The sequence below is a fragment of the Pseudomonas sp. LPB4.O genome (assembly GCF_038383825.1).
GTDB classification, from domain to species: Bacteria; Pseudomonadota; Gammaproteobacteria; order Pseudomonadales; family Pseudomonadaceae; genus Aquipseudomonas; species Aquipseudomonas putida.
Map to the genome: position 1 here is coordinate 260272 of NZ_CP151298.1, position 22815 is coordinate 283086.

Consider the following 22815-nt stretch of genomic DNA (forward strand, 5'->3'; position numbering starts at 1 on the left):
TCCGCTGCCGGTGTTCAACAGGAGGATTCCTTTGCTGAACCCGTTCATTCCGAACCTCACGTCATTCGACGAGGTGCACGCCCGATGAGTGCACCGAACCCTTCCGCCGCTAACGGCAAAATCCGCATGAACCCCCCGGTGTTCTATTTTGCGGCAAGTTTCATCCTCATCTTTGGCCTGGTAGTCATCTCCAACCCGCAAGCCGCAGGCGACTGGCTGCTGGCGGCGCAGAACTGGGCGGCCAACACGGTCGGCTGGTACTACATGTTGGCCATGACGCTGTATCTGGTCTTCGTGGTGGTCACCGCCTTGTCCGGCTACGGCAAGATCAAGCTCGGTGCCGACCACGACGAACCCGAGTTCAGTTACCTCTCGTGGGCCGGCATGCTGTTCGCCGCCGGTATCAGCATTACCCTGTTCTTCTTCTGCGTTTCCGAACCGCTGACGCACATGCTGCAACCGCCCCAGGGCGAAGCGGGCACGGCCGAGGCCGGGCGCCAGGCGATGCAGATCCTGTTCCTGCACTGGGGCCTGCATGGCTGGGGCGTATTCGCCTTTGTCGGCATGGCGCTGGCCTACTTCGCCTACCGCCACAACCTGCCGCTGGCGTTGCGTTCGGCGCTGTACCCACTGATCGGCAAGCGCATCAACGGCCCTATCGGCTACGCAGTGGATGGCTTCGGTATCATTGCCACGGTGTTCGGCCTGGGTGCCGACATGGGCTTTGGCGTACTGCACCTGAACGCCGGCCTGGACTACCTGTTCGGTATCAGCCACAGCCAGTGGGTACAGGTGATCCTCATCACCCTGATGATGGGCGCGGCAGTGGCCGTGGCCGTTGCCGGGGTGGAGAAGGGCGTGCGGGTGATGAGCGACATCAACCTGTTCCTGGCCTGCGCATTGCTGTTGTTCGTGCTGTTTGCCGGGCCTACCCAACACTTGTTCAACACGCTGATCCAGAACCTGGGTGATTACCTGGGCGCTCTGCCACGCAAGAGCTTTGATGTGTATGCCTACGGTGATAACCGCGACTGGCTGGGCGGCTGGACAGTGTTCTACTGGGCCTGGTGGATTGCCTGGGCACCGTTCGTGGGCCTGTTCATCGCGCGCATTTCCCGCGGCCGCACCATCCGCGAGTTCGTGTTTGGCGTGCTGCTGATTCCGCTGGGCTTTACCCTGGCGTGGATGTCGATCTTCGGCAACAGCGCCCTGGACCAGGTCATCAACCACGGCATGACCGCGCTGGGCCAGTCGGCACTGGATAACCCGTCGATGAGCCTGTACCTGCTGCTGGAAACCTACCCGTGGAGCAAGGTGGTGATCGCCACCACGGTGTTCATCAGCTTCGTGTTTTTCGTGACCTCGGCCGACTCGGGCACTGTGGTGCTGTCGACTCTGTCGGCCAAGGGTGGCGACGCGGACGAGGACGGGCCGAACTGGCTGCGCATCTTCTGGGGCGCGATGACGGCGCTGATCACCAGTGCACTGCTGTTCGCGGGCAGCATCGATTCGCTGAAGTCTGCGGTGGTGCTGACCTCGTTGCCGTTCTCGCTGATTCTGCTGTGCATGATGTGGGGGCTGCACAAGGCGTTTTACCTGGAGTCGCAACGGCAGATCGCGCAGATGCACTCGCTGGCCCCGTTCGCCCAGTCACGTCGCGGCCGTGGCGGCTGGCGCCAGCGCCTGAGCCAGGCCGTGCACTTCCCGTCGCGTGATGAGGTGTACCGCTTCATGGACGACGTGGTGCGCCCGGCGATCGCTGATGTCCGCGAAGTGTTCGAGCAGAAGGGCCTGGTGCTGATTACCCAGGACGACCCGAGCCACGATAACGTCAGCCTGAAGATTGGCCATGGCGAGGAACAGCCGTTCATTTACCAGGTGCAGATGCGTGGCTACTTCACGCCGTCGTTCGCCCTGGGTGGGCTGGGTACGCAGGAGTTGAAGAACCGCCGCTATTACCGGGCGGAGGTGCACCTGAGCGAAGGCAGCCAGAACTATGACCTGGTGGGCTACAGCAAGGAGCAGATCATCAACGACATCCTCGACCAGTACGAGCGGCACATGCAGTACCTGCATCTGGTACGTTAGATTACCGGGGCCGCTTTGCGGCCCATTCGCAGCACAAGGCTGCTCCTACAGGGGTACGCGATCCCCTGTAGGAGCAGCCTTGTGCTGCGAATGGAGGCCAAAGGCCTCGCAAAAACTGTCAGAAAGGTGCATCCCCCAGGATGGTCGCCCGGTGCATCACCCGCCGGTTCGGCCGGTAATCATCCACCGCAAAATGCTGGGTGACGCGGTTGTCCCAGAACGCCACGTCATTCTCCTGCCAACGCCAGCGAATGCTGAACTCCGGTCGCGTCGCATGGGCGAACAGCAGCCTCAGCAGCGCATCGCTTTCCAGCTCGCTCAGCTCGTTGATGCGCGTAGTAAACCCTTCATTGACGAACAACGCCTTGCGCCCGCTCACCGGATGCGTGCGCACCACCGGGTGCGACAGCGGCGGGTTGTTGCGCCGCGTGGCCTCCCAGCGCGCCAGGTCTTCCGGCGTGGTGCCAAAACGCTCCAGCGGGAACGACTTGGTAAAGTCGTGGGTGGCGGTCAGCCCGTCGAGCATTTCGCGCAGCGGCGCCGACAAGGCCTCGAAGGCCGCGATACCGCTGGCCCACAGGGTATCGCCACCGTAGGCCGGCAACTGCTTGGCGCTGAGCACCGCGCCCAGTGCCGGGGTCGGCAAAAAGGTCACGTCGGTGTGCCACACGGCGTTGTCGCGTACATCGGTGACTGCCGTATCGAGCACCAGCACCTGCGGGGTTTCCGGCACGTTGGGGTAGATCGGGTGAATGTGCAGGTCGCCGAAGCGGGCGGCAAAGCGCGCCTGCTGCTCGGGGTTGATCGGCTGGTCGCGGAAGAACAGCACCTGATGCTTGAGCAGCGCCTGTTCGATGGCGTCGCGTTCTTCTGCAGTGATATCGCGGCTGATGTCCACGCCGCTGATCTGGGCACCGAGGGCCGGGCTGAGAGGGGTAACGGTCAGGCTCATGTCTTTTCTCGTTCTAGGCGCCGGGTTGCCGGCGTGGTCAGTCGGCAATCAGTGGCTCTGCCCGTGCCAGGGCACCAGTTTGCGTTGCAGGGCACGCAGGCTCATTTCCAGGGCGAAGGCGATCAGGGCGATCAGCAAAATACCCAGCACCACCACATCAGTGACCAGGAACTGCGCCGCCGACTGGACCATGAAGCCCAGGCCGCTGGTGGCGGCAATCAGCTCGGCGGCGACCAGTGTCGACCAGCCCACCCCCAGGCCGATGCGGATGCCGGTGAGGATGTCGGGCAGCGCACTGGGCAGGATCACATGGCGGATCAGCTGCGCCTTGGTCGCGCCCAGCGACTGTGCCGCCCGCAGCTTGGCCGGGTCGACCGTGCGCACACCGGTGGCGGTGGCAATGGCGATCGGGGCGAAGATTGCCAGGTAGATCAGCAGCACCTTCGACAGCTCGCCGATACCGCACCAGATGACGATCAACGGCAGGTAGGCCAGCGGCGGGATGGGCCGGTAGAACTCGATCAGCGGGTCGAGGATGCCGCGGGCCACGCGGTTGTAGCCGATGGCGATGCCGACCGGGATCGCGGTCAGGGTCGCGGCCACCAGCGCCAGGCCGATGCGGCCCAGGCTTGCGCCCAGGTGCTGCCACAGGCTGGCGTCCATGTAACCTTGGGTCAGCAGGGTCCAGGCCCTGGCCAGGATGTCACCGGGCGAAGGCAGGAACAGGGGTTCGATCCAGCCGGCGGCCGTCACCAGCCACCAGACCAGCAGCAGGCTGGCCAGGGTCAGGGTGCTGATCCAGCGAGTCGACAATGGCCGGCGCTGCTTGGCGGCTGGCCGGGTTTGGGCGTTGTGTTTGCCGGCGACCGGCAGGTCCAGGCTGCTCATGCGCGCTCCTGCAGGCTTTGGCGTTGGGAGAACACCCGCGCCAGTACATGCTCGCGGGTTTCGATGAAGGCGGGGTCGGACTTGATGGCCCGGGCCGATTCGCCAGCGGCATAGCGCTGACCGAAGTCCAGTTGCAGGCGCTCCACTACGCGCCCCGGGTTGGGCGCCAGCAGTACCAGTTCGCTGGCAAGGAACACCGCTTCTTCGATGTCGTGGGTAATCAGGAACACCGGCTTGGCGGTGCGCTGCCACACCTGCAGCAGCAGTTCCTGCATCTGCTCGCGGGTGAACGCGTCGAGGGCGCCGAACGGCTCATCCATCAGCAGTACCCGTGGGTCGGCCGCCAGCGCCCGAGCCAGCCCGACGCGCTGCTTCTGGCCACCGGACAATTGCCAGATGCGCCGTTCGCCAAAGCCATCGAGGTCGACGAGGGCGAGCATTTCGCGGGCCTTGGCCTCACGCTGGGCGCGGGGCACGCCGGCCAGTTCGAGGCCGAAGGCGACATTGCCCAGCACGTTCTGCCATGGCAGCAGGGCATCGTCCTGGAACACCACACCGCGCTCGGCACCAGGGCCCTGCACCGGTACGCCGTCGAGGGTGATGCGCCCGCCGCTGGGGGAGACGAAGCCGGCGATCAGGTTGAGCAGCGAAGTCTTGCCGCTGCCGGAAGGCCCCAGGGCCACCAGCAGCTGGCGTGGCCCCAGGCTCAGGTTGATGTCGGCCAGCACCGGGGTGCTGGCGCCAGGGTACTGTGCGCTGATGCGCTCCAGCTCGAGCAAGGCCATGACGGGCTCCGGATCAGTTTGGAAGGAACTTGGCGCTGACGTACGGCGAGTAGTCCGGCAGTACGGCGTCGACCTTGCCTTGCTGCTTGAGGAAGTTGGCCGTGTCGGTCAGTGCCTGGGTGGTCGGCGCGCCCAAGGCGTTGGCCTGGTCTGCGGCCAGGGGGTACACGTTGCCCTCCAGCAGCACCGGGATGTCGCTGGCCTTGGCGCCGGACAGCTTCACCAGCTTGTCTACGTTGCCCTTGTCGGCCAGCCAGGCTTTCGGGTCCTTGCGGTAGTCGGCGTAGGCATCGAGGGTGACCTTGGCAAAGGCCTTGACCACTTCAGGGTGCTTGTCGGCGAAGTCCTTGCGCACAATCCAGGCATCGAAAGTGGGTGCGCCTTTCTGGGCCAGTTCGCCCGAGGTGATCAGCACCTTGCCGTTTTCCTTGGCCACGCCCAAGGCTGGGTCCCAGACGTAGGTGGCATCGATGTCGCCGCGCTTCCAGGCGGCAATGATGGCCGGTGGCGCCAGGTTGAGGATCTGTACCTTGGACGGGTCGATGTTCCAGCTTTTCAGGGCGGCCAGCAGGCTGTAGTGGCCGGTGGAAACGAACGGCACGGCGACCTTCTTGCCGATCAGGTCTTGCGGAGTCTTGATGCTGTCGCGGGCGACCAGCGCTTCACCGGCGCCAATCTGGGTGGCAATGAGGAAGGTCTCGACCGGCAGCTTGCGGGTGGCGGCAGCGGCCAGCGGGCTGGAACCCAGGTAGCCGATTTGCACGTCGCCGCTGGCCACCGCAGTGATCACGTCGGCGCCGTTATCGAACTTGCGCCAGTCGATGCTGGCCTTGCTGGCTTTTTCATAGTCGCCATCGACCTGAGCCACTTTGGCCGGGTCGACGGTGGTCTGGTAGGCCACGGTCAGGTCGGCGGCCTGGGCAACCCAGCTGGTGCTGGCGAGGGTCAGGGCGGCGAACAGGCGCAGCGGAGCGTGCGGGATCATGGTGAACCTCTCGTCAGGCAATCAGGGCGATGGATGGCGAGAAGACTAAATGATCTAAGAATTTAGAAATAAATAACCTTTTTGCATTAGCTTAGGAGCCAAATGCTTTAAGCCCAGGGGTAGTGCGCTCCCACATTGACCGTAAAAGGCCCCCGCTACTTTGGGGCAACCCTGCCCGGTGGCGAAATCAGAGCGCGCTGCTAGGCTTTTTCGTCCCTATAGAACGTTACGGTATTAGGTTATGAGCAAACGTTTGCAAATAACCAATGGTTATAATTGGCGGGATTGCTACAACGTTTGGCTGTAAAGGTTCCAACCATATTCCGTAAAAATCTTACCAATTCATAAAACGGTCATTTTGGATTTATAGGATTGTCATTATCCTGTAGCGCAGCTGGCGTCTTAGACCAAAGTCGCGAAACGTTTAGAAACGATTGACTTAGTAGTCACGCTTTGGGACTAAATCGCCAATCCACGGTGAGAAGGGGCAGCAGATCCCTCCGCCAGAGATACACAAAAATTAGAACGTAGAGGAGCAAAACATGTACAAGTCCAGCCTGGCTCTGGCCGTGGCACTGGGGGTTCTCGCCCAACAAGCAGGCGCTGCCGGTTTCGTTGAAGACAGCAAACTGTCGCTCAGCTCGCGCACCATGTACTTCAACAACGACAACCGTGATGGCGGTGCTGACAACCGCGAGTCGGGTCAGGGCTTCAAGCTCGACTACATCTCCGGCTTCACTGAAGGCACCGTTGGTTTCGGTGTCGATGCCCAGGCCCTGTGGGGTATCCACCTGGATGGTGGCCGTGGCAAGCACCCAGACAACAGCAGCTTCTTCCCGAGCGACAGCGACGGCTCTGCTGAAAGCCAGTGGGCTCGCGTTGGCGCCAACGCCAAGGCGCGCTTCTCGAAGACCGAAGTTCACTACGGTAGCGCCCTGGCGCCGAACCTGCCGATCCTGGTCTCCAACGATGGCCGTCTGCTGCCGCAAACCTTCGAGGGTGGCACCATCCAGTCGAAGGAAATCGACAACCTGACCATCAACGCCGGTCAGCTGACCCACGCCATGGGCCGTGCTTCGAGCAACCGTACCGGCCTGTCGGTAGCCGGTGCTACCCAGGACAGCAACAAGTTCCGCTACGGCGGCCTGGACTACAAGCTCACTCCAGACCTGACCCTGCAGTACTACTACTCGAACCTGGAAGACTTCTACAAGCAGCACTTCCTGGGCGCGACCCACGTGTTCAAGATTGCTGACGACCAGTCGTTCAAGACCGACCTGCGTTACTTCGACAGCAGCAGCGACGGCAAGAACGGTGAGGCCGGCTACCGCTTCAGCAACAACGGCGGTTATGCCAAGAACACTGGCGAGGTCGACAACAAGACCTGGTCCGCGATGTTCACCTACACCCTGGGTGGCCACTCGCTGATGCTCGGCCACCAGCGCGTCAATGACGATGGTGGTTTCGTCTGGCTGAACCAAGGCAACGTGGTTGACGGCAACGGCCGCAACGAAGGCGCCGGTGGCTCCAGCTTCTACCTGTTCACCGACAGCATGATCAACCAGTTCGCCAAGGCTGGTGAAAACACCACCTTCGGCCAGTACGCCTACGACTTCGCTCGCCTGGGCGTGCCGGGCCTGAAAGCATCGGTTGCCTACCTGAAAGGTGAAGATGGCAAGAACGCCAACGGCAACGGCCATTTCAGCGAGTGGGAGCGTGATGCCCGTATCGACTACGTCATCCAGGAAGGCACCTTCAAGGGCCTGGGCGCCAGCCTGCGTCACGGCGTATACCGTGGCACCGGCACCAGCTCACTGGCTGACCAGGATCAGACCCGTCTGATCTTCAACTACACTTACAACTTCCTGTAAGCCGTAGCTGAAAAAGAAGCCTCGCCTAGTGCGAGGCTTTTTTGTGCCCGTAAATTTGTATGCATTATGGTTATAAATAAATCGTTATTTATTCTTTTTGTTTTTAACCGAATGCAGGCACATTGAACCCATACGGTACAAAACCCAGCCAAGGAGCCGCAGCCCATGAGCCTCAAACTCGGCGATATCGCCCCCGATTTCGAACAGGATTCCAGCGAAGGCAAAATCCGCTTCCACGAGTGGCTGGGCAACAGCTGGGGGGTGTTGTTCTCTCATCCGGCCGACTTCACCCCGGTGTGCACCACCGAGCTGGGCCTGACTGCCAAGCTCAAGGACGACTTCGCCAAGCGTGGGGTCAAGGCCATCGCCCTGTCGGTAGACCCGGTCGACTCGCACCATAAATGGATCGAGGACATCAACGAGACCCAGAACACCGTGGTCAACTTCCCGATCATCGCCGATGCCGACCGCAAGGTGTCCGACCTGTACGACCTGATTCACCCGAACGCCAGCGACACCCTGACGGTGCGCTCGCTGTTCGTCATCGACCCGAACAAGAAGGTGCGCCTGACCATTACCTATCCGGCCAGTACCGGGCGCAACTTCAATGAAATCCTGCGGGTGATCGACTCGCTGCAGTTGACCGACAACCACAAGGTCGCCACGCCAGGTAACTGGCAGGACGGCGACGAGGTGGTGATCGTGCCTTCGCTCAAAGATGAGGAAGAAATCAAGCAGCGCTTCCCCAAAGGCTACCGGGCGGTCAAACCCTATCTGCGTCTGACCCCACAGCCAAATCGTTAATGGATTCCTCGTTGCATTGCTCTTAGCCAAGCAGGGATTTTCGGGCCGTTTCGACGGCCCTTTTTTATGCCTGAACAAAAGTGTGGCCGTCTTCGCGGTTAAAAGATAGAAATGGAATAAACAAATGAAAAAATATGATTTCTAGATATATGTGGCAGCTGTTAATGTCATTTCCAACAGAACACAAGGAAGCGCAGCAATGCTGGTCGTCTCAATCGGTGGTAGCCCAAGTCCTCGTTCACGCTCCGGCGTGCTGCTCGAGCGTTCGCGCCAGTGGCTGCAGGGCCGGGGCGTTGAAGTGGTGACGTTCCAGGTACGTGACTTCCCCGCCGAAGACCTGCTGCATGCCCGTTTCGACAGCCCGCATGTGCAGCACTTCCAGCAGCTGGTAGCCCAGGCCGATGGCATGATCGTTTCCACCCCGGTGTACAAGGCTTCGTTTGCCGGTGCACTGAAGACTTTGCTGGACCTGCTGCCCGAACGCGCCCTGGCCCACAAGATCGTGTTGCCGATCGCCACCGGCGGCAGCATCGCCCACATGCTGGCGGTGGATTACGCATTGAAACCCGTGCTGTCGGCACTCAAGGCACAAGAGACCCTGCAAGGGATCTTCGCCGACGACAGCCAGGTGGCTTATGCAGACGGCACGAAGCCCGCGCAGTTGGTGCCAGCACTGGAAGAACGCCTGCTGGACTCGCTGGAAACCTTCCACGTTGCCCTGGCCCGTCGGCCACGCCCCGTGGCCCCCGGCGTACTGAACGAACGCCTGATCAGCGCCCGCTGGAGCATCTGACCGGCACAACCCGCTTCACCACCTTACTCGCCCGATAACGAGGCAAGCAGGTGCAACCCGAACCTCATTCGCACAGGAGAGCGCCATGCGCACAGTCTTCTTGCGTCGCGGTCTGGTCGCCCTGTTTGCGGCGGCTGTGTCCTTCGGCGCCATTACCCAAGCCCAGGCCGAAAGCCTGCGTATCGGTTACCAGAAATACGGCACCCTGGTGCTGCTCAAGGCCAAGGGCACGCTGGAAAAGCGCCTGGCCGAGCAGGGCGTGCAGGTGCAGTGGACCGAATTCCCCGGCGGCCCGCAGCTGCTTGAAGGGCTGAACGTCGGCTCCATCGACTTTGGTGTTACCGGCGAAACCCCGCCCGTATTTGCCCAGGCCGCCGGCGCCGATCTGCTCTATGTGGCCTACGAGCCGCCAGCGCCGCACAGCGAAGCGATCCTGGTGCCGAAGGGTTCGTCGATCCAGTCGGTCAAGGAACTCAAAGGCAAGAAAGTCGCCCTCAACAAAGGCTCCAACGTCCACTACCTGCTGGTCCGCGCCCTGGAAGACGCCGGCCTCAAGTACAGCGATATCCAGCCGGTGTACCTGCCCCCAGCTGATGCCCGCGCTGCGTTCGAGCGTGGCAGTGTCGATGCCTGGGTGATCTGGGACCCGTACCAGGCCGCCGCCGAGCAGCAGTTGCAGGCGCGTACCCTGCGTGACGGCAAGGGCCTGGTCGACAACCACCAGTTCTACCTGGCCACCCGCAATTACGCGACCCAGCACCCGGCGGTGATCAACACCCTCATCGAGGAAGTGCGCGCCGTGGGCGAGTGGTCGCAGGCCAACCCGCAGGAAGTGACCGACCAGGTGGCACCGCTGCTCGGCCTGCCTGCCGACATCACCCTGACCTCGGTCAAGCGCCAGGGCTACGGTGCAGCACCGCTAACCCCCGAGGTAGTGGCCGCGCAACAGAAGATTGCCGATGCCTTCCAGGCGCTCAAGCTGATACCCAAGCCGCTGAGCATCAAGGACGTGATCTGGACACCCCCGGCCAAGGTCGCTAGCGCGCCTTGATTGATTCGCCTGTGCCGGGGCGCCGCCCTGGCTGAGCCACCCTTGAGGAGACAACTCCAATGAGCCTTAACATTTTCTGGTTCCTCCCGACCCACGGTGACGGCAAGTACCTGGGCACTTCCGACGGCGCACGTGCGGTCGATCACGGTTACCTGCAGCAGATCGCGCAGGCCGCCGACCGTCTGGGCTTTGGTGGGGTACTGATCCCTACCGGCCGTTCCTGCGAGGATTCCTGGCTGGTGGCCGCGTCGCTGATCCCTGTGACCCAGCACCTGAAATTCCTGGTTGCCCTGCGCCCGGGCATCATTTCGCCGACCGTGGCAGCACGCCAGGCGGCGACCCTCGACCGCCTGTCCAATGGCCGTGCGCTGTTCAACCTGGTAACCGGTGGCGACCCGGATGAACTGGCCGGTGATGGCCTGCACCTGAACCACCAGGAGCGCTACGAAGCTTCGGTCGAGTTCACCCGTATCTGGCGCAAGGTGCTGGAAGGCGAAAACGTCGACTACGACGGCAAGCACATCCAGGTGAAGGGCGCCAAGCTGCTCTACCCGCCGATTCAGCAACCACGCCCGCCGCTGTATTTCGGCGGTTCGTCCGAGGCCGCTCAGGACCTGGCCGCCGAGCAGGTCGAGTTGTACCTGACCTGGGGCGAGCCGCCGTCAGCCGTTGCCGAGAAAATCGCCCAGGTGCGCGAAAAAGCGGCCGCTCAAGGCCGTGAAGTGCGCTTCGGTATCCGCCTGCACGTGATTGTGCGGGAAACCAACGAAGAAGCCTGGGCCGCCGCCGACCGCCTGATCTCGCACCTGGACGATGACACCATCGCCCGTGCCCAGGCCTCGCTGGCGCGCTTCGACTCGGTGGGCCAGCAGCGCATGGCTGCCCTGCACGGCGGCAACCGCGACAACCTGGAAGTCAGCCCCAACCTGTGGGCAGGCGTTGGCCTGGTACGTGGTGGCGCCGGTACCGCGCTGGTAGGCGACGGCCCGACTGTCGCGGCGCGGGTGAAGGAATATGCCGACCTGGGGATCGATACCTTCATCTTCTCGGGTTATCCACACCTCGAAGAGTCTTACCGCGTTGCCGAGCTGCTGTTCCCGCACCTTGATGTTCAGCGCCCGGAGCAACCGAAAACCGGTGGCTACGTAAGCCCGTTCGGCGAGATGGTGGCCAACGACATCCTGCCCAAATCCGTGTCGCAGAGCTGAGGGCCGGGCCATGAGTCGTGTAACTTCCTCCACCCTGACCCAGCGCCTGGCGCCGTGGGCGCTGCCGGTGCTGCTGCTGGCAGTCTGGCAACTGGCGGTCAGCGCTGGCTGGCTGTCGACCCGCATCCTGCCGGCACCTAGCGCAGTGGTCAGCGCCGGCGTCGAACTGGTGCGCAGCGGCGACATCTGGACCCACTTGGCCATCAGTGGCTGGCGTGCCGGCCTGGGCTTCGCCATCGGCGGCAGCATCGGCCTGGTACTGGGCTTCATCACCGGCCTGTCGAACTGGGGCGAACGCCTGCTCGACAGCTCGGTGCAGATGATCCGTAACGTGCCGCACCTGGCGCTTATCCCCCTGGTGATCCTGTGGTTCGGTATCGACGAGTCGGCGAAGATCTTTCTGGTCGCGCTGGGCACGCTGTTCCCGATCTACCTGAACACCTACCACGGTATCCGCAACGTCGACCCGGCGCTGGTAGAGATGGCCCGCAGCTACGGCTTGTCCGGCTTCAGCCTGTTCCGCCAGGTGATCCTGCCGGGTGCGTTGCCTTCGATCCTGGTAGGTGTGCGCTTCGCCCTGGGTTTCATGTGGCTGACCCTGATCGTTGCCGAAACCATTTCGGCGAATGCCGGCATCGGTTACCTGGCGATGAACGCCCGTGAGTTCCTGCAGACCGACGTGGTGGTACTGGCCATCGTCCTGTATGCCGTGCTTGGCAAACTCGCCGACCTCGCCGCCCGCGGCCTGGAGCGTGTATGGCTGCGCTGGCACCCGGCCTATCAAGTGGCCAAGAAGGAGGGCGCATGACCGTGCTCAAGGAACAGCCGCCACGCCTGCTGCGTGGCATCCCGCTGGCCTCCAATGGCCTGCGCAAGACCTTTGGCCAGCGCGAAGTGTTGAAGGGCATCGACCTGCACATTCCGGCCGGCCAGTTCGTTGCCATCGTTGGCCGCAGCGGCTGCGGCAAAAGCACCCTGCTGCGCCTGCTGGCCGGGCTCGACCAGCCCACTGCCGGGCAGTTGCTGGCCGGTGCTGCGCCGCTGGAAGAGGCCCGTGAAGAAACCCGCCTGATGTTCCAGGACGCACGTCTGCTGCCGTGGAAGAAGGTGATCGACAACGTTGGCCTGGGCCTGTCGGGTGATTGGCGCCCACGTGCGCTGGAAGCGCTGGATGCGGTTGGCCTGGCCGACCGCGCCAATGAATGGCCGGCAGCCCTCTCGGGTGGCCAGAAGCAGCGTGTGGCCTTGGCTCGCGCCTTGATTCACCAGCCACGCCTGCTGCTGCTGGATGAGCCGCTGGGTGCGCTGGATGCATTGACCCGTATCGAAATGCAGCAACTGATCGAACGCCTGTGGCGTCAGCACGGCTTCACTGTGCTGCTGGTCACCCACGATGTCAGCGAGGCAGTTGCCGTGGCTGACCGGGTGATCCTGATCGAGGACGGCGAAGTCGGGCTTGACCTTACGGTCGACCTGGCACGGCCCAGGGCACGTGGTTCGCACCGCCTGGCCGCGCTGGAAAGCGAAGTGCTCAACCGTGTTCTGTCGGCCCCGGGCACTGCGCCCGAGCCGGACCCTGTAGCCCCTCTGCCCACGCAACTGCGTTGGGCGCACTGAACCACTCACTTACCTGACTGAAGCCATAGAGAAGGAATGACATCATGACCATCAAAGCCATCAACGTCCGCAACCAGTTCAAAGGCACCGTGAAAGAAATCCTCGAAGGCCCGGTACTGTCAGAAATCGACGTGCAGACTGCCTCGGGTATCGTCACTTCGGTCATCACCACCCGCTCGGTAAAAGAGCTGGAGCTGCAGGTTGGCAGCGAAGTGATTGCCTTCGTGAAATCGACTGAAGTGTCTATCGCCAAGCTGTGATGCTGCTCGATATTGGGGCTGCTTGGCAGCCCTATCGTGACACAAGGCCGCTCCTACACGGGAATGCGATCTCCTGTAGGAGCGGCCTTGTGCCGCGAATGGGCCGCAACGCGGCCCCAATAACTTCAGCTGGAACGCTTGGCCAGAAACGGCGGCAGGTATAACCCCAGATACGCCTCGAACACCCGCTTGCCTTCTTCGGCCATGCGCGGGGTGATCGCCTCGTGCAACTGCACCGACCGCGCATATACCCGGTCGCTCAGTTCCATGGCCAGGGCGAACACATCCACATCCAGCGGCATCACCGGCAGGTGAAAATGCTGGTCGAACAACTTGTGCATCAAGTCGCCCAGTTCCATGTCGTGCTGCCGGTCGGCCTGCACCACTTCGCTCAGGCCGTGCTGGGCCAGAATCAGCTGCCGCGCCGCAGCATCTTCGGTATAGATATCCAGCATGCGCTGCTCGATCAGCCGTGACAGCTGGTGCCAGGTGCTGAACGCGCTGCTGTCGAACGGTGCGCTCAGGGCTTCACGAAACGCCCGGTGTACATCGGCCGTCAGCGCTTCCAGCAAGGCCGGCACGCTGGCGAAGAAGTGATACACCGACGACGGTGGAATCTGCGCCCGCTCGGCCACGCTGTAGATGGAAAGTGCCGCCACCCCTTGTTCGGCCAGCAGCTCACGCGCAGCCGCCAGGATCGCCTCGATCCTGGCCTGGCTGCTGGCGCGCGGCTTGCGGGAGGCGACGGCGCGGCTCATCAGTTGCTGATCGCCAGGATGCTGGCCTGATAGGCGCCGACGAACAGGTCGAAGTCACCGACCTCTTCCTGCTCCAGCTCGGACTGCTTGGTGAGCGATTCGCGGGCCAGTGTTTCGAACGCCTGTTGCTGTTCGTTGCTCAGTGGCTGTTCGCGGAATGTCTCGGCGTGGACACGGCTCTGGCGCAGGGAGAACTGGATGAAGGTTTCGTCGTGCTCGGTCATGCGTGCCAGCACCTGGGCTGACGGGGTCAGCGCGGCATCATCCACCTTGGCCTGCTGGGCATCCAGGGCTTTGCCGTGGGCATCGCCGCCTTGCGCCTGGTCGAGCAGGTCGGCCAGCGGCCGGATACGCTCAATCAGCTCGCTGGCCCAATCCTTCAGGGTGATCGGCTGGCCATCACGATGCAGCTCCAGGCCCGGGCGACGGCCTTCCTTCACCACGGTCAGGAAGTTGTCGGTGCACTGGCGGCATTCGCCGTTGTCCAGCTGCGGGCTGTCTTCCAGGGCGCAGAACAGCAGGAACGCGTCGAGGAAGCGCGCCTCGGTCAGGTCGATACCTACCGGCAGGAACGGGTTGATGTCCAGGCAACGTACTTCCACATACTGCACGCCCCGCGAGGTCAGGGCCTGGATCGGCCGCTCGCCGGTGTAGGTGACGCGCTTGGGGCGGATGTTCGAGTAGTACTCGTTCTCGATCTGCAGAATGTTGGTGTTCAGCTGCACCCATTCGCCGTCCACGTGCGTACCGACCTCGACATAAGGCGGGTAGGGCGTGCCCACGGCCTTGCGCAGGCTGTCGGTGTAGCTGGCCAGGTTGTTGTAGCAAGGCGTGAGGCCGGCCTGGGCGTTGCTCTGGTAGCCCAGGTCGCTCATGCGCAGGCTGGTGGCGTAGGGCAGGAACAGGGTTTCGGCGTCCAGCTCTTCGAGCTGGTGCGGGCGGCCACGCAGAAAGCCTTTGTCCAGCGCTGGCGAGGCGCCGAACAGGTACATCAGCAACCAGCTGTAGCGGCGGAAGTTGCGGATCAGGGCGATGTAGGCTGACGACTGGTAGTCGCGGTTGTCTTGCGTGCTGCCTTCGGCTTCGCGCAGCAGAGGCCACAGGGCTTCGGGCAGCGAGAAGTTGTAATGGATACCGGCGATGCACTGCATGGTGCGGCCGTAGCGCAGGGCCAGGCCCTTGCGGTAGACGTGCTTGAGCTTGCCGATGTTCGAGCTGCCGTACTCGGCGATCGGGATGTCCTCCTCGGCCGGCAGCGTGCACGGCATCGACGGGCTCCACAGGTATTCGTCGCCCAGCTTGCTGTAGACGAAACGGTGGGTCTGTTCGAGGCTTTCGAGCACTTTGGCCGGGTCGGGCAGCGCTGGGGTGATGAACTCCAGCAGCGACTCGGAATAATCAGTGGTGATCTGCTCGTTGGTCAGCGCCGACCCCAGAGCTTCCGGGTGTGGGGTCTGGGCCAGGCGACCTTCGTCGGTCACGCGCAGGCATTCGCGCTCAATACCGTGCAGGCACTGCTTGAGCAGGGGAAGATTGGCGCCGAGCAGGCTCAGGCGGCGGTTGAGGAGTTCGCTCAAGATGTATTCCTTCACGCGTCAGTCGCCCCAATATGGGGGTAGAGATAACGGTCTACAAGGGTAGGAAGAAAGGAACTGGCGTTGTCGCCTGGTTTACGCGGTTCCAGCAGTGCCAGCGCACTGCTGAAAATACCGCAGATACTGCTTGGTGAGCTAGAGAACCGCGAAGGTTCCTTGCGCTTTGGCCACCAGCTTGTCGCCCTGGACTACGTCGGCGTCGACCACCAGGGTACGCCGCCCGGCGTGCAGCACACGGGCGGTGCACAGCACTTCGCCGTCGCTGACGGCGCGCATGTAGTTGATCTTGCACTCGATGGTGACACTTTGCTGGTCAAAGCCATGGCTGGCCGAGCAGGCCAGGCCCATGGCGATGTCCACCAGGCTGAAGATCGCCCCGCCGTGCAGCTTCTGGCCACGGTTGCGCAAGTGCGGCTCGAGGGCCAGGGCCACCTCGGCAACACCCGTGTCCAGGCGTTGCAGGCGGCAGCCCAGCAGCTGGCTGAAGGCGCTTTCGACGTATTCGCGGGGTACCTCCATCACTTCTTCTTCAACTGCTTGGCGTTGGCGAACAGCGAGGCCATGGCATTGTTGGCCGGTGCGGCAGTGGCGGTTTCACGCGGGCGTTGGGCCTGCTGCTGGCGGTTGCCGCCATTGCCACGGTTGCCACCGCGGTTGCCTTCGACCTTCTCGCCCGGGGTGTCGCCCATGCGCATGGACAGGCCGACGCGCTTGCGCGGGATGTCCACTTCCATGACCTTGACCTTGACCACGTCGCCGGCCTTGACCGCTTCACGCGGGTCTTTGATGAACTTCTCCGACAGCGCCGAGATGTGCACCAGACCGTCCTGGTGTACGCCGATGTCGACGAAGGCACCGAAGTTGGTGACGTTGGTCACCACGCCTTCCAGGATCATGCCGGGCTCCAGGTCCTTGAGGTCTTCGACGCCGTCCTGGAAGGTGGCGGTCTTGAACTCGGGGCGTGGGTCACGGCCAGGCTTGTCCAGCTCTTGCAGGATGTCGGTGACGGTCGGCAGGCCGAAGGACTCGTCGGTGAACTTCTTCGGGTCCAGGCGCTTGAGGAAGCTGCTGTCGCCGATCAGCGAGCGGATGTCGCGGTCGGTGTCGGCGGCGATGCGCTGCACCAGCGGGTAAGCCTCCGGGTGTACTGCGGAGGCGTCCAGCGGGTTGTCGCCGTTCATCACACGCAGGAAGCCGGCGGCTTGTTCGAAGGTTTTTTCACCCAGGCGGCTGACCTTTTTCAGCGCTGCACGGGTGGCGAACGGGCCGTTGGCATCGCGATGGGCGACGATGTTCTGTGCCAGCGTGGCGTTGAGGCCGGAGATTCGGGTCAGCAGCGCGACCGAGGCGGTGTTCACGTCCACGCCCACGGCGTTCACGCAGTCCTCGACCACGGCGTCCAGGCCACGCGCCAGTTTCAGCTGGGAAACGTCGTGCTGGTACTGGCCGACGCCGATGGATTTCGGGTCGATCTTCACCAGCTCGGCCAGCGGGTCCTGCAGGCGGCGGGCAATCGACACGGCGCCACGGATCGATACGTCCAGGTCCGGGAACTCGCGGGCGGCCAGTTCCGATGCCGAGTACACCGACGCACCGGCCTCGGAGACCATGATCTTGGTAATTTTCAGCGCTGGGTATTTTTTGACCAGTTCGGCCACCAGCTTGTCGCTCTCACGGCTGGCGGTGCCGTTGCCGATGGCGATCAGTTCCACCGAGTGCTTGGCGCACAGTGCGGCCATGATGGAAATGGTGCGGTCCCAGTCATTCTTTGGCGCGTGCGGGTACACCGTGGTGTAGTCAAGCAGCTTGCCGGTGGCATCGACCACGGCGATCTTGCAACCGGTGCGCAGGCCTGGGTCGAAGCCCAGGGTGGCGCGCGGGCCGGCCGGGGCGGCCAGCAGCAGGTCGTGCAGGTTGTGGGCGAATACGTTGATCGCCTCGCCTTCGGCGTTGTCGCGCAGTTCGCCGAACAGGTCGGTTTCCAGGTGGGTGTACAGCTTGACCTTCCAGGTCCAGCGCACCACCTCGCCCAGCCACTTGTCGGCCGGGCGGCTGCGGTTTTCGACGCCGACGTGGTTGCCGATCATCACTTCACACGGGTGCAGGGTGCCAGGCAGTTCTTCGCCCACTTTCAGCGAAGCGCTCAGCACGCCTTCGTTGCGCCCGCGGAAGATTGCCAGGGCACGGTGCGACGGCGCGTTGCGCAGCAGTTCATCGTGGGCGAAGTAGTCGCGGAACTTGGCGCCTTCTTCTTCCTTGCCGGCCACCACACGGGCACTGAGCACGGCTTCCTGCTTGAGGAAGCTGCGCAGCTTGTCGAGCAGGGCGGCGTCTTCGGCAAAGCGCTCCATGAGAATGTACTTGGCGCCTTCCAGCGCGGCCTTGACGTCGGCTACGCCTTTTTCGGCGTTTACGAAGCGTGCGGCTTCGCTTTCCGGGGCCAGGGTGGGGTCGTTGAACAGGCCGTCGGCCAGGTCGCCCAGGCCGGCTTCCAGGGCGATCTGGCCCTTGGTGCGGCGCTTCTGCTTGTACGGCAGGTAGAGGTCTTCGAGGCGGGTCTTGGTGTCGGCCAGCTTGATTTCGCGGGCCAGTTCCGGGGTCAGCTTGCCCTGTTCCTCGATGCTGGACAGGATGCTGGCGCGACGGTCGTCGAGTTCGCGCAGGTAGCGCAGGCGCTCTTCCAGATGGCGCAGCTGGGTGTCGTCCAGGCTACCGGTCACTTCCTTGCGGTACCGGGCGATGAAGGGCACGGTCGAGCCTTCGTCCAACAGGCCCACGGCCGCCTCGACCTGCTGGGGGCGTACGCCCAGTTCCTCGGCGATACGGCTGTTGATGCTGTCCATGTAAACCACCTGACATTTGTGAATACGGGGGTCGCCTGTGGGCTTTTCGCCCGGCGGCGCTGGATGAAAGCCGCGCATTATACCCATCGCAAACGGCTTGCGGTGATGGCGCCCAGCCAGCTGGAACTGGCGCCGGGGGAAAAATCTGCTAACAATGCTCACGCAACGTGCAGCAATGGCTACGCCATAATGCGCGGCGATATCAGAGGAGTTATTCATGACCGGCACCGCAAACACCGCTGAAGGTGACAAGATTCTCATCGTCGACGACGATCCGGGGCTTAGCAGCCTGCTGGAACGTTTCTTCACCAGCAAGGGCTACCGTGCCCGCGCGGTGCCCAACACCGAGCAGATGGACCGCCTGCTGCAGCGCGAGGTGTTCAACCTGGTGGTACTCGACCTGATGCTGCCGGGCGAGGATGGCCTGTCCGCGTGCAAGCGCCTGCGCCAGCAGAACAACCAGATCCCGATCATCATGCTCACCGCCAAGGGCGACGAGCTGAGCCGTATCAAGGGCCTGGAGCTGGGCGCTGACGACTACCTGGGCAAGCCGTTCAACCCGGACGAGCTGATGGCCCGCGTCAAGGCTGTGTTGCGCCGCCAGGCGCCCGCCGTGCCGGGTGCACCGGGCAGCGAGGACGAATCGGTCACCTTTGGCGACTACGAGCTGTCGCTGGCCACCCGCGAGCTCAAGCGTGGCGATGAAGTGCACATGCTTACCACCGGCGAGTTTGCCGTGCTCAAGGCCCTGGTGATGCACGCCCGCGAGCCGCTGACCCGCGACAAGCTGATGAACCTGGCCCGTGGCCGCGAGTGGGATGCACTGGAGCGCTCCATCGACGTGCAGATCTCGCGCCTGCGCCGCATGATCGAGCCGGACCCGTCCAAACCGCGTTACATCCAGACCGTCTGGGGCGTGGGCTACGTGTTCGTGCCAGACGGAAACGCGGGTAAATGATGCTGCGTCGTCCATGAAAACGCCGCTCTGGTTTCCGCAGAGTTTCTTCGCCCGCACCCTGTGGCTGGTGTTGATCGTCGTCCTGTTCAGCAAGGCTTTGACCCTGGTCTACCTGCTGATGAACGAGGACGTGCTGGTCGACCGTCAGTACAGCCACGGTGTGGCGCTGACCTTGCGCGCCTATTGGGCTGCCGACGAAGAAAACCGCGACAAGATTGCCGAGGCGGCGGGCCTTATCCGCGTGACCGGCTCGGGTGTGCCCGAGGGCGAGCAGCACTGGCCCTACAGCGAAATCTACCAACGGCAGATGCAGGCGGAGCTGGGCGAAGACACCGAGGTGCGCCTGCGTATTCATGCGCCACCGGCATTGTGGGTCAATGCGCCAAGCCTGGGCCCCGGCTGGCTGAAAGTGCCGCTGTACCCGCACCCGCTGCGTGGGCAGAAGATCTGGAACGTGCTGGGTTGGTTCCTGGCCATCGGCCTGTTGTCCACAGCCTCTGCCTGGATCTTCGTGCGCCAGTTGAACCAGCCGCTCAAGCGCCTGGTATTCGCCGCTCGTCAGCTGGGCCAGGGGCGCAGCGTGCGCCTGCCGATCAGCGATACACCCAGCGAGATGACCGAGGTGTACAAGGCCTTCAACCAGATGGCCGAAGATGTCGAGCAGGCCGGGCGCGAGCGCGAGCTGATGCTGGCCGGGGTTTCCCACGACCTGCGCACACCGTTGACGCGCCTGCGCCTGTCGTTGTCATTGCTGGACAGCGACAGCGACCTGAGTGACGACATGGTCCGCGATATCGAGGACATGGATGCGATCCTCGATCAGTTCCTGGCGTTCATCCGCGATGGCCGCGACGAGCCGGTGGAAGAGGTCGACCTGGCTGAACTGGTGCGTGAAGTGGTGGCCCCGTACAACCAGCCGAAAGAACGTGTGCGCCTGTGCCTGGAGCCAATCCCGCCGTTCCCGCTGCGCCGTGTTTCGCTCAAGCGCATGCTGGGCAACCTGATCGGCAACGCCCTGCACCATGCCGGCAAGGGCGTGGAAGTGGCTGCCTATGTGTCGGGTGACGAGAGTGCACCATACGTGGTGCTGAGCGTGCTGGACCGTGGCACCGGGATCGACGAATCGGAGCTGGAGACCATCTTCAACCCGTTCATTCGTGGGGACCGTGCACGGGGCGGCAAGGGCACCGGTCTGGGGTTGGCGATAGTCAAGCGCATCGCGGCCCAGCATGGCGGGAATGTGGAGCTGCGTAACCGGTCCGGTGGCGGGATCGAGGCGCGGGTTCGGTTGCCGCTTGGGCTGCTGTTACCCCGGAACGCCGTGTGAGGGTCGGGGCCGCTTTGCGGCCCATTCGCAGCACAGGGTTACGCGATCCCCTGTAGGAGCAGCCTTGTGCTGCGAATGGGCTGCAAGGCAGCCCCCAAAATCTCAGCCCTTGCCCTTGGTCCGGGTCTGATTAGGCCCGCCGTTCTTCTCAAGGTGCTCGATGATCATCCCGGCCACGTTCTTGCCGGTGGTCACCTCGATCCCCTCCAGCCCCGGCGATGAGTTCACCTCCATCACCAACGGCCCATGGTTGGAGCGCAGGATATCAACACCCGCCACGCTCAACCCCATCACCTTGGCCGCACGAATGGCGGTAATCCGCTCTTCCGGGGTGATCTTGATCAGGCTGGCGACGCCCCCCCGGTGCAGGTTGGAGCGGAACTCGCCCGGCTTGGCCTGGCGCTTCATCGAGGCAATCACCTTGTCTCCCACCACGAAGCAGCGAATATCGGCGCCGCCGGCCTCCTTGATGTACTCCTGAACCATGATGTTCTGCTTCAGGCCCATGAACGCCTCGATCACCGACTCGGCCGCCTGGGTGGTTTCGCACAGCACCACGCCGATGCCCTGGGTACCCTCCAGCACCTTGATCACCAGCGGGGCGCCATTGACCATCTGGATCAGGTCGGGGATGTCGTCCGGTGAGTGGGCGAAGCCGGTAATGGGCAGGCCGATACCACGGCGCGACAGCAATTGCAGTGATCGCAGTTTGTCGCGCGAGCGGGCAATGGCCACCGATTCGTTGAGCGGGTACACACCCATCATTTCGAACTGGCGCAGCACTGCGCAGCCGTAAAAGGTGACCGAAGCCCCGATGCGCGGGATCACAGCATCGAAGCCCTCCAGCGGCTTGCCGCGGTAGTGGATCTGCGGCTTGTGGCTGGCAATGTTCATATAGGCCCGCAGGGTGTCGATCACCACCATTTCGTGGCCACGCTGGGTACCGGCTTCGACCAGGCGGCGGGTGGAATACAGACGCGGATTGCGCGACAGCACAGCGATCTTCATGCAGCACCTGTGACAGGGGAAAGGGTGGCCGGAAAGGCCGGTTTATCTTGGACGTACTTCAAGCCGGGGTTCACCACCAGCTGGCCCTGGATCAAGGCCTTGGAACCGAGCAGCAGGCGGTAGCGCATGTTCTTGCGACAGGCCAGGGTGAACTCCACCTCCCACACACCATCGCCCAGCGCCAGTGACGTGCGGATGACATAGCGGGTCTGGGCGTGGCCGTTGGAGCTCTTGATGGTTTTCATGGTGACCAGCGGGGCCTCGCAACGCCGGTGACGCAACTGCACCACCGAGCCCAGGTGCGCAGTGAAACGGACCCAGGGCTGGCCGTCGCGCTCGAACGGTTCCACCTCGGTAGCGTGCAGGCTTGAGGTGCTGGCGCCGGTGTCGATCTTGGCGCGCAGCCCGGCGACACCAAGGTCGGGCAGGGCTATCCACTCACGCAGGCCGATCACAGTCAAATGGTCAAATGTCTTCACGAAGCGCACCCTGCGAGTAAGGTGGTGAACTGTAAGCATGGCGGGGACTTTTTGCATCCGTATGTGAAGGTAGTACAGTTCGATGAAAGACAGAATCCGAGGTAACGGGATGGCACAAAAAGCCGAAGACGACGACAAGGTTCGCCTCGACAAGTGGCTGTGGGCGGCGCGTTTCTACAAGACGCGGGCGCTGGCCAAGGCGGCGATCGAGAGCGGCAAGGTGCATTGCCGCGGCGAGCGTTGCAAACCGGGCAAGGAGCCACGGGTGGGCGACGAATTTTTGCTGCGCACCGGGTTCGATGAACGCACCGTGGTGGTGAAGGCGTTGTCGGTGGTGCGGCGTGGGGCGCCAGAAGCGCAGACGCTGTACGAGGAAACCGAAGAAAGCGTGAGGCGGCGTGAGCAGGCGGCCGAAATGCGCAAGGCCGGGGCCATGGGCGTGACTACCGATGGCCGGCCGACCAAGAAGCAGCGCCGACAGATTCACCAGCTGCATGGCAGCTATGAATAGCCGGGGCCGCTCTGCGGCCCATCGCCGGCAAGCC

22 protein-coding genes are annotated in these 22815 nt (G+C 63.1%); 12 read left to right on the plus strand and 10 right to left on the minus strand.

Features of this window, described 5'->3' with window-relative positions; all coding sequences use genetic code 11:
• Positions 1-84 precede the first annotated feature (84 nt).
• A complete protein-coding gene (gene betT / locus MRBLPB4O_RS01075) occupies positions 85-2088 on the plus strand; it encodes a choline transporter BetT (protein ID WP_341797304.1) in 2004 nt (667 codons plus the stop codon).
• 118 nt (positions 2089-2206) lie between these two features.
• Here betT and tauD read toward each other — a convergent pair whose 3' ends face one another.
• Genes tauD through tauA form a run of 4 tightly spaced genes read right to left on the minus strand, consistent with a single transcriptional unit; the run spans position 2207 to position 5698 of the window.
• Entirely contained in the window at positions 2207-3040 is an 834-nt protein-coding gene (gene tauD, locus MRBLPB4O_RS01080; RefSeq protein ID WP_016497541.1) for a taurine dioxygenase, read from the minus strand.
• Positions 3041-3088: 48 nt separating this feature from the next.
• Entirely contained in the window at positions 3089-3928 is an 840-nt protein-coding gene (gene tauC / locus MRBLPB4O_RS01085; protein ID WP_341797305.1) for a taurine ABC transporter permease TauC, read from the minus strand.
• Positions 3925-4713, minus strand: coding sequence for a taurine ABC transporter ATP-binding subunit (tauB, locus tag MRBLPB4O_RS01090; RefSeq protein WP_341797306.1), 789 nt, complete (start codon positions 4711-4713; stop codon positions 3925-3927). The genes tauC and tauB overlap by 4 nt, the downstream gene beginning before the upstream one ends.
• A gap of 13 nt (positions 4714-4726) precedes the next feature.
• Complete coding sequence (gene tauA, locus MRBLPB4O_RS01095; protein WP_016497544.1) at positions 4727-5698, minus strand: taurine ABC transporter substrate-binding protein; 972 nt, start codon at positions 5696-5698, stop codon at positions 4727-4729.
• A 542-nt stretch (positions 5699-6240) separates the two neighbouring features.
• Between tauA and MRBLPB4O_RS01100 the strand changes: the two genes are divergently transcribed.
• The 8 genes from MRBLPB4O_RS01100 (at position 6241) to MRBLPB4O_RS01135 (ending at position 13302) form a co-directional block, all read left to right on the plus strand.
• On the plus strand, positions 6241-7569 hold the full coding sequence (locus tag MRBLPB4O_RS01100) for an OprD family porin (RefSeq protein ID WP_016497545.1): 1329 nt from the start codon (positions 6241-6243) through the stop codon (positions 7567-7569).
• 165 nt (positions 7570-7734) lie between these two features.
• Positions 7735-8373: a peroxiredoxin gene (locus MRBLPB4O_RS01105; RefSeq protein WP_016497546.1), complete on the plus strand. Its 639-nt coding sequence runs from the start codon at positions 7735-7737 to the stop codon at positions 8371-8373.
• 199 nt (positions 8374-8572) lie between these two features.
• Positions 8573-9166, plus strand: coding sequence for an NADPH-dependent FMN reductase (gene ssuE, locus MRBLPB4O_RS01110; protein WP_341797307.1), 594 nt, complete (start codon positions 8573-8575; stop codon positions 9164-9166).
• Positions 9167-9251: 85 nt separating this feature from the next.
• Positions 9252-10217, plus strand: a complete 966-nt coding sequence (locus MRBLPB4O_RS01115) for a sulfonate ABC transporter substrate-binding protein (RefSeq protein ID WP_338745778.1) — start codon at positions 9252-9254, stop codon at positions 10215-10217.
• Positions 10218-10276: 59 nt separating this feature from the next.
• Complete coding sequence (ssuD, locus tag MRBLPB4O_RS01120; protein ID WP_016484400.1) at positions 10277-11425, plus strand: FMNH2-dependent alkanesulfonate monooxygenase; 1149 nt, start codon at positions 10277-10279, stop codon at positions 11423-11425.
• A gap of 10 nt (positions 11426-11435) precedes the next feature.
• The gene (ssuC, locus tag MRBLPB4O_RS01125; RefSeq protein ID WP_341797308.1) at positions 11436-12233 is read left to right on the plus strand and encodes an aliphatic sulfonate ABC transporter permease SsuC; all 798 of its coding nucleotides are present in this window, start codon (positions 11436-11438) and stop codon (positions 12231-12233) included.
• Positions 12230-13042 carry an aliphatic sulfonates ABC transporter ATP-binding protein gene (ssuB, locus tag MRBLPB4O_RS01130; protein WP_019472320.1) on the plus strand — a complete coding sequence of 271 codons (813 nt, stop codon included), beginning with the start codon at positions 12230-12232 and terminating at the stop codon, positions 13040-13042. The genes ssuC and ssuB overlap by 4 nt, the downstream gene beginning before the upstream one ends.
• Before the next feature lie 44 nt (positions 13043-13086).
• Entirely contained in the window at positions 13087-13302 is a 216-nt protein-coding gene (locus MRBLPB4O_RS01135; protein WP_008095172.1) for a molybdopterin-binding protein, read from the plus strand.
• A 125-nt stretch (positions 13303-13427) separates the two neighbouring features.
• Here the strand turns inward: MRBLPB4O_RS01135 and MRBLPB4O_RS01140 are convergent, their stop codons facing one another.
• The 4 genes from MRBLPB4O_RS01140 to MRBLPB4O_RS01155 all read right to left on the minus strand — a co-directional run bounded on the left by MRBLPB4O_RS01140 (position 13428) and on the right by MRBLPB4O_RS01155 (position 18498).
• Positions 13428-14060 carry a TetR/AcrR family transcriptional regulator gene (locus MRBLPB4O_RS01140; protein WP_341797309.1) on the minus strand — a complete coding sequence of 211 codons (633 nt, stop codon included), beginning with the start codon at positions 14058-14060 and terminating at the stop codon, positions 13428-13430.
• A complete protein-coding gene (gene gshA / locus MRBLPB4O_RS01145; RefSeq protein ID WP_016497552.1) occupies positions 14060-15637 on the minus strand; it encodes a glutamate--cysteine ligase in 1578 nt (525 codons plus the stop codon). The genes MRBLPB4O_RS01140 and gshA overlap by 1 nt, the downstream gene beginning before the upstream one ends.
• Before the next feature lie 153 nt (positions 15638-15790).
• Positions 15791-16174 (minus strand): PaaI family thioesterase, encoded by a 384-nt coding sequence (locus MRBLPB4O_RS01150; protein ID WP_069943168.1) that lies wholly within the window; start codon positions 16172-16174, stop codon positions 15791-15793.
• Positions 16174-18498, minus strand: coding sequence for a Tex family protein (locus MRBLPB4O_RS01155; protein WP_341797310.1), 2325 nt, complete (start codon positions 18496-18498; stop codon positions 16174-16176). Before MRBLPB4O_RS01155 ends, MRBLPB4O_RS01150 begins: the two co-directional genes overlap by 1 nt.
• Positions 18499-18715: 217 nt before the next feature.
• Here MRBLPB4O_RS01155 and ompR point away from each other — a divergent pair, with 217 nt between their 5' ends.
• Positions 18716-19456 (plus strand): two-component system response regulator OmpR, encoded by a 741-nt coding sequence (gene ompR, locus MRBLPB4O_RS01160; protein ID WP_016484407.1) that lies wholly within the window; start codon positions 18716-18718, stop codon positions 19454-19456.
• 13 nt (positions 19457-19469) lie between these two features.
• A complete protein-coding gene (locus tag MRBLPB4O_RS01165) occupies positions 19470-20783 on the plus strand; it encodes an ATP-binding protein (protein ID WP_059394994.1) in 1314 nt (437 codons plus the stop codon).
• A 102-nt stretch (positions 20784-20885) separates the two neighbouring features.
• Here MRBLPB4O_RS01165 and rimK read toward each other — a convergent pair whose 3' ends face one another.
• On the minus strand, positions 20886-21791 hold the full coding sequence (gene rimK / locus MRBLPB4O_RS01170) for a 30S ribosomal protein S6--L-glutamate ligase (RefSeq protein WP_012316721.1): 906 nt from the start codon (positions 21789-21791) through the stop codon (positions 20886-20888).
• Entirely contained in the window at positions 21788-22270 is a 483-nt protein-coding gene (locus tag MRBLPB4O_RS01175) for an ATP-dependent zinc protease (RefSeq protein WP_016497556.1), read from the minus strand. The genes rimK and MRBLPB4O_RS01175 overlap by 4 nt, the downstream gene beginning before the upstream one ends.
• A gap of 109 nt (positions 22271-22379) precedes the next feature.
• On the opposite strand from MRBLPB4O_RS01175, the gene MRBLPB4O_RS01180 reads away from it, so the two are divergent.
• Positions 22380-22781 carry a S4 domain-containing protein gene (locus tag MRBLPB4O_RS01180; protein ID WP_338747467.1) on the plus strand — a complete coding sequence of 134 codons (402 nt, stop codon included), beginning with the start codon at positions 22380-22382 and terminating at the stop codon, positions 22779-22781.
• The last annotated feature ends 34 nt before the right edge of the window (positions 22782-22815 follow it).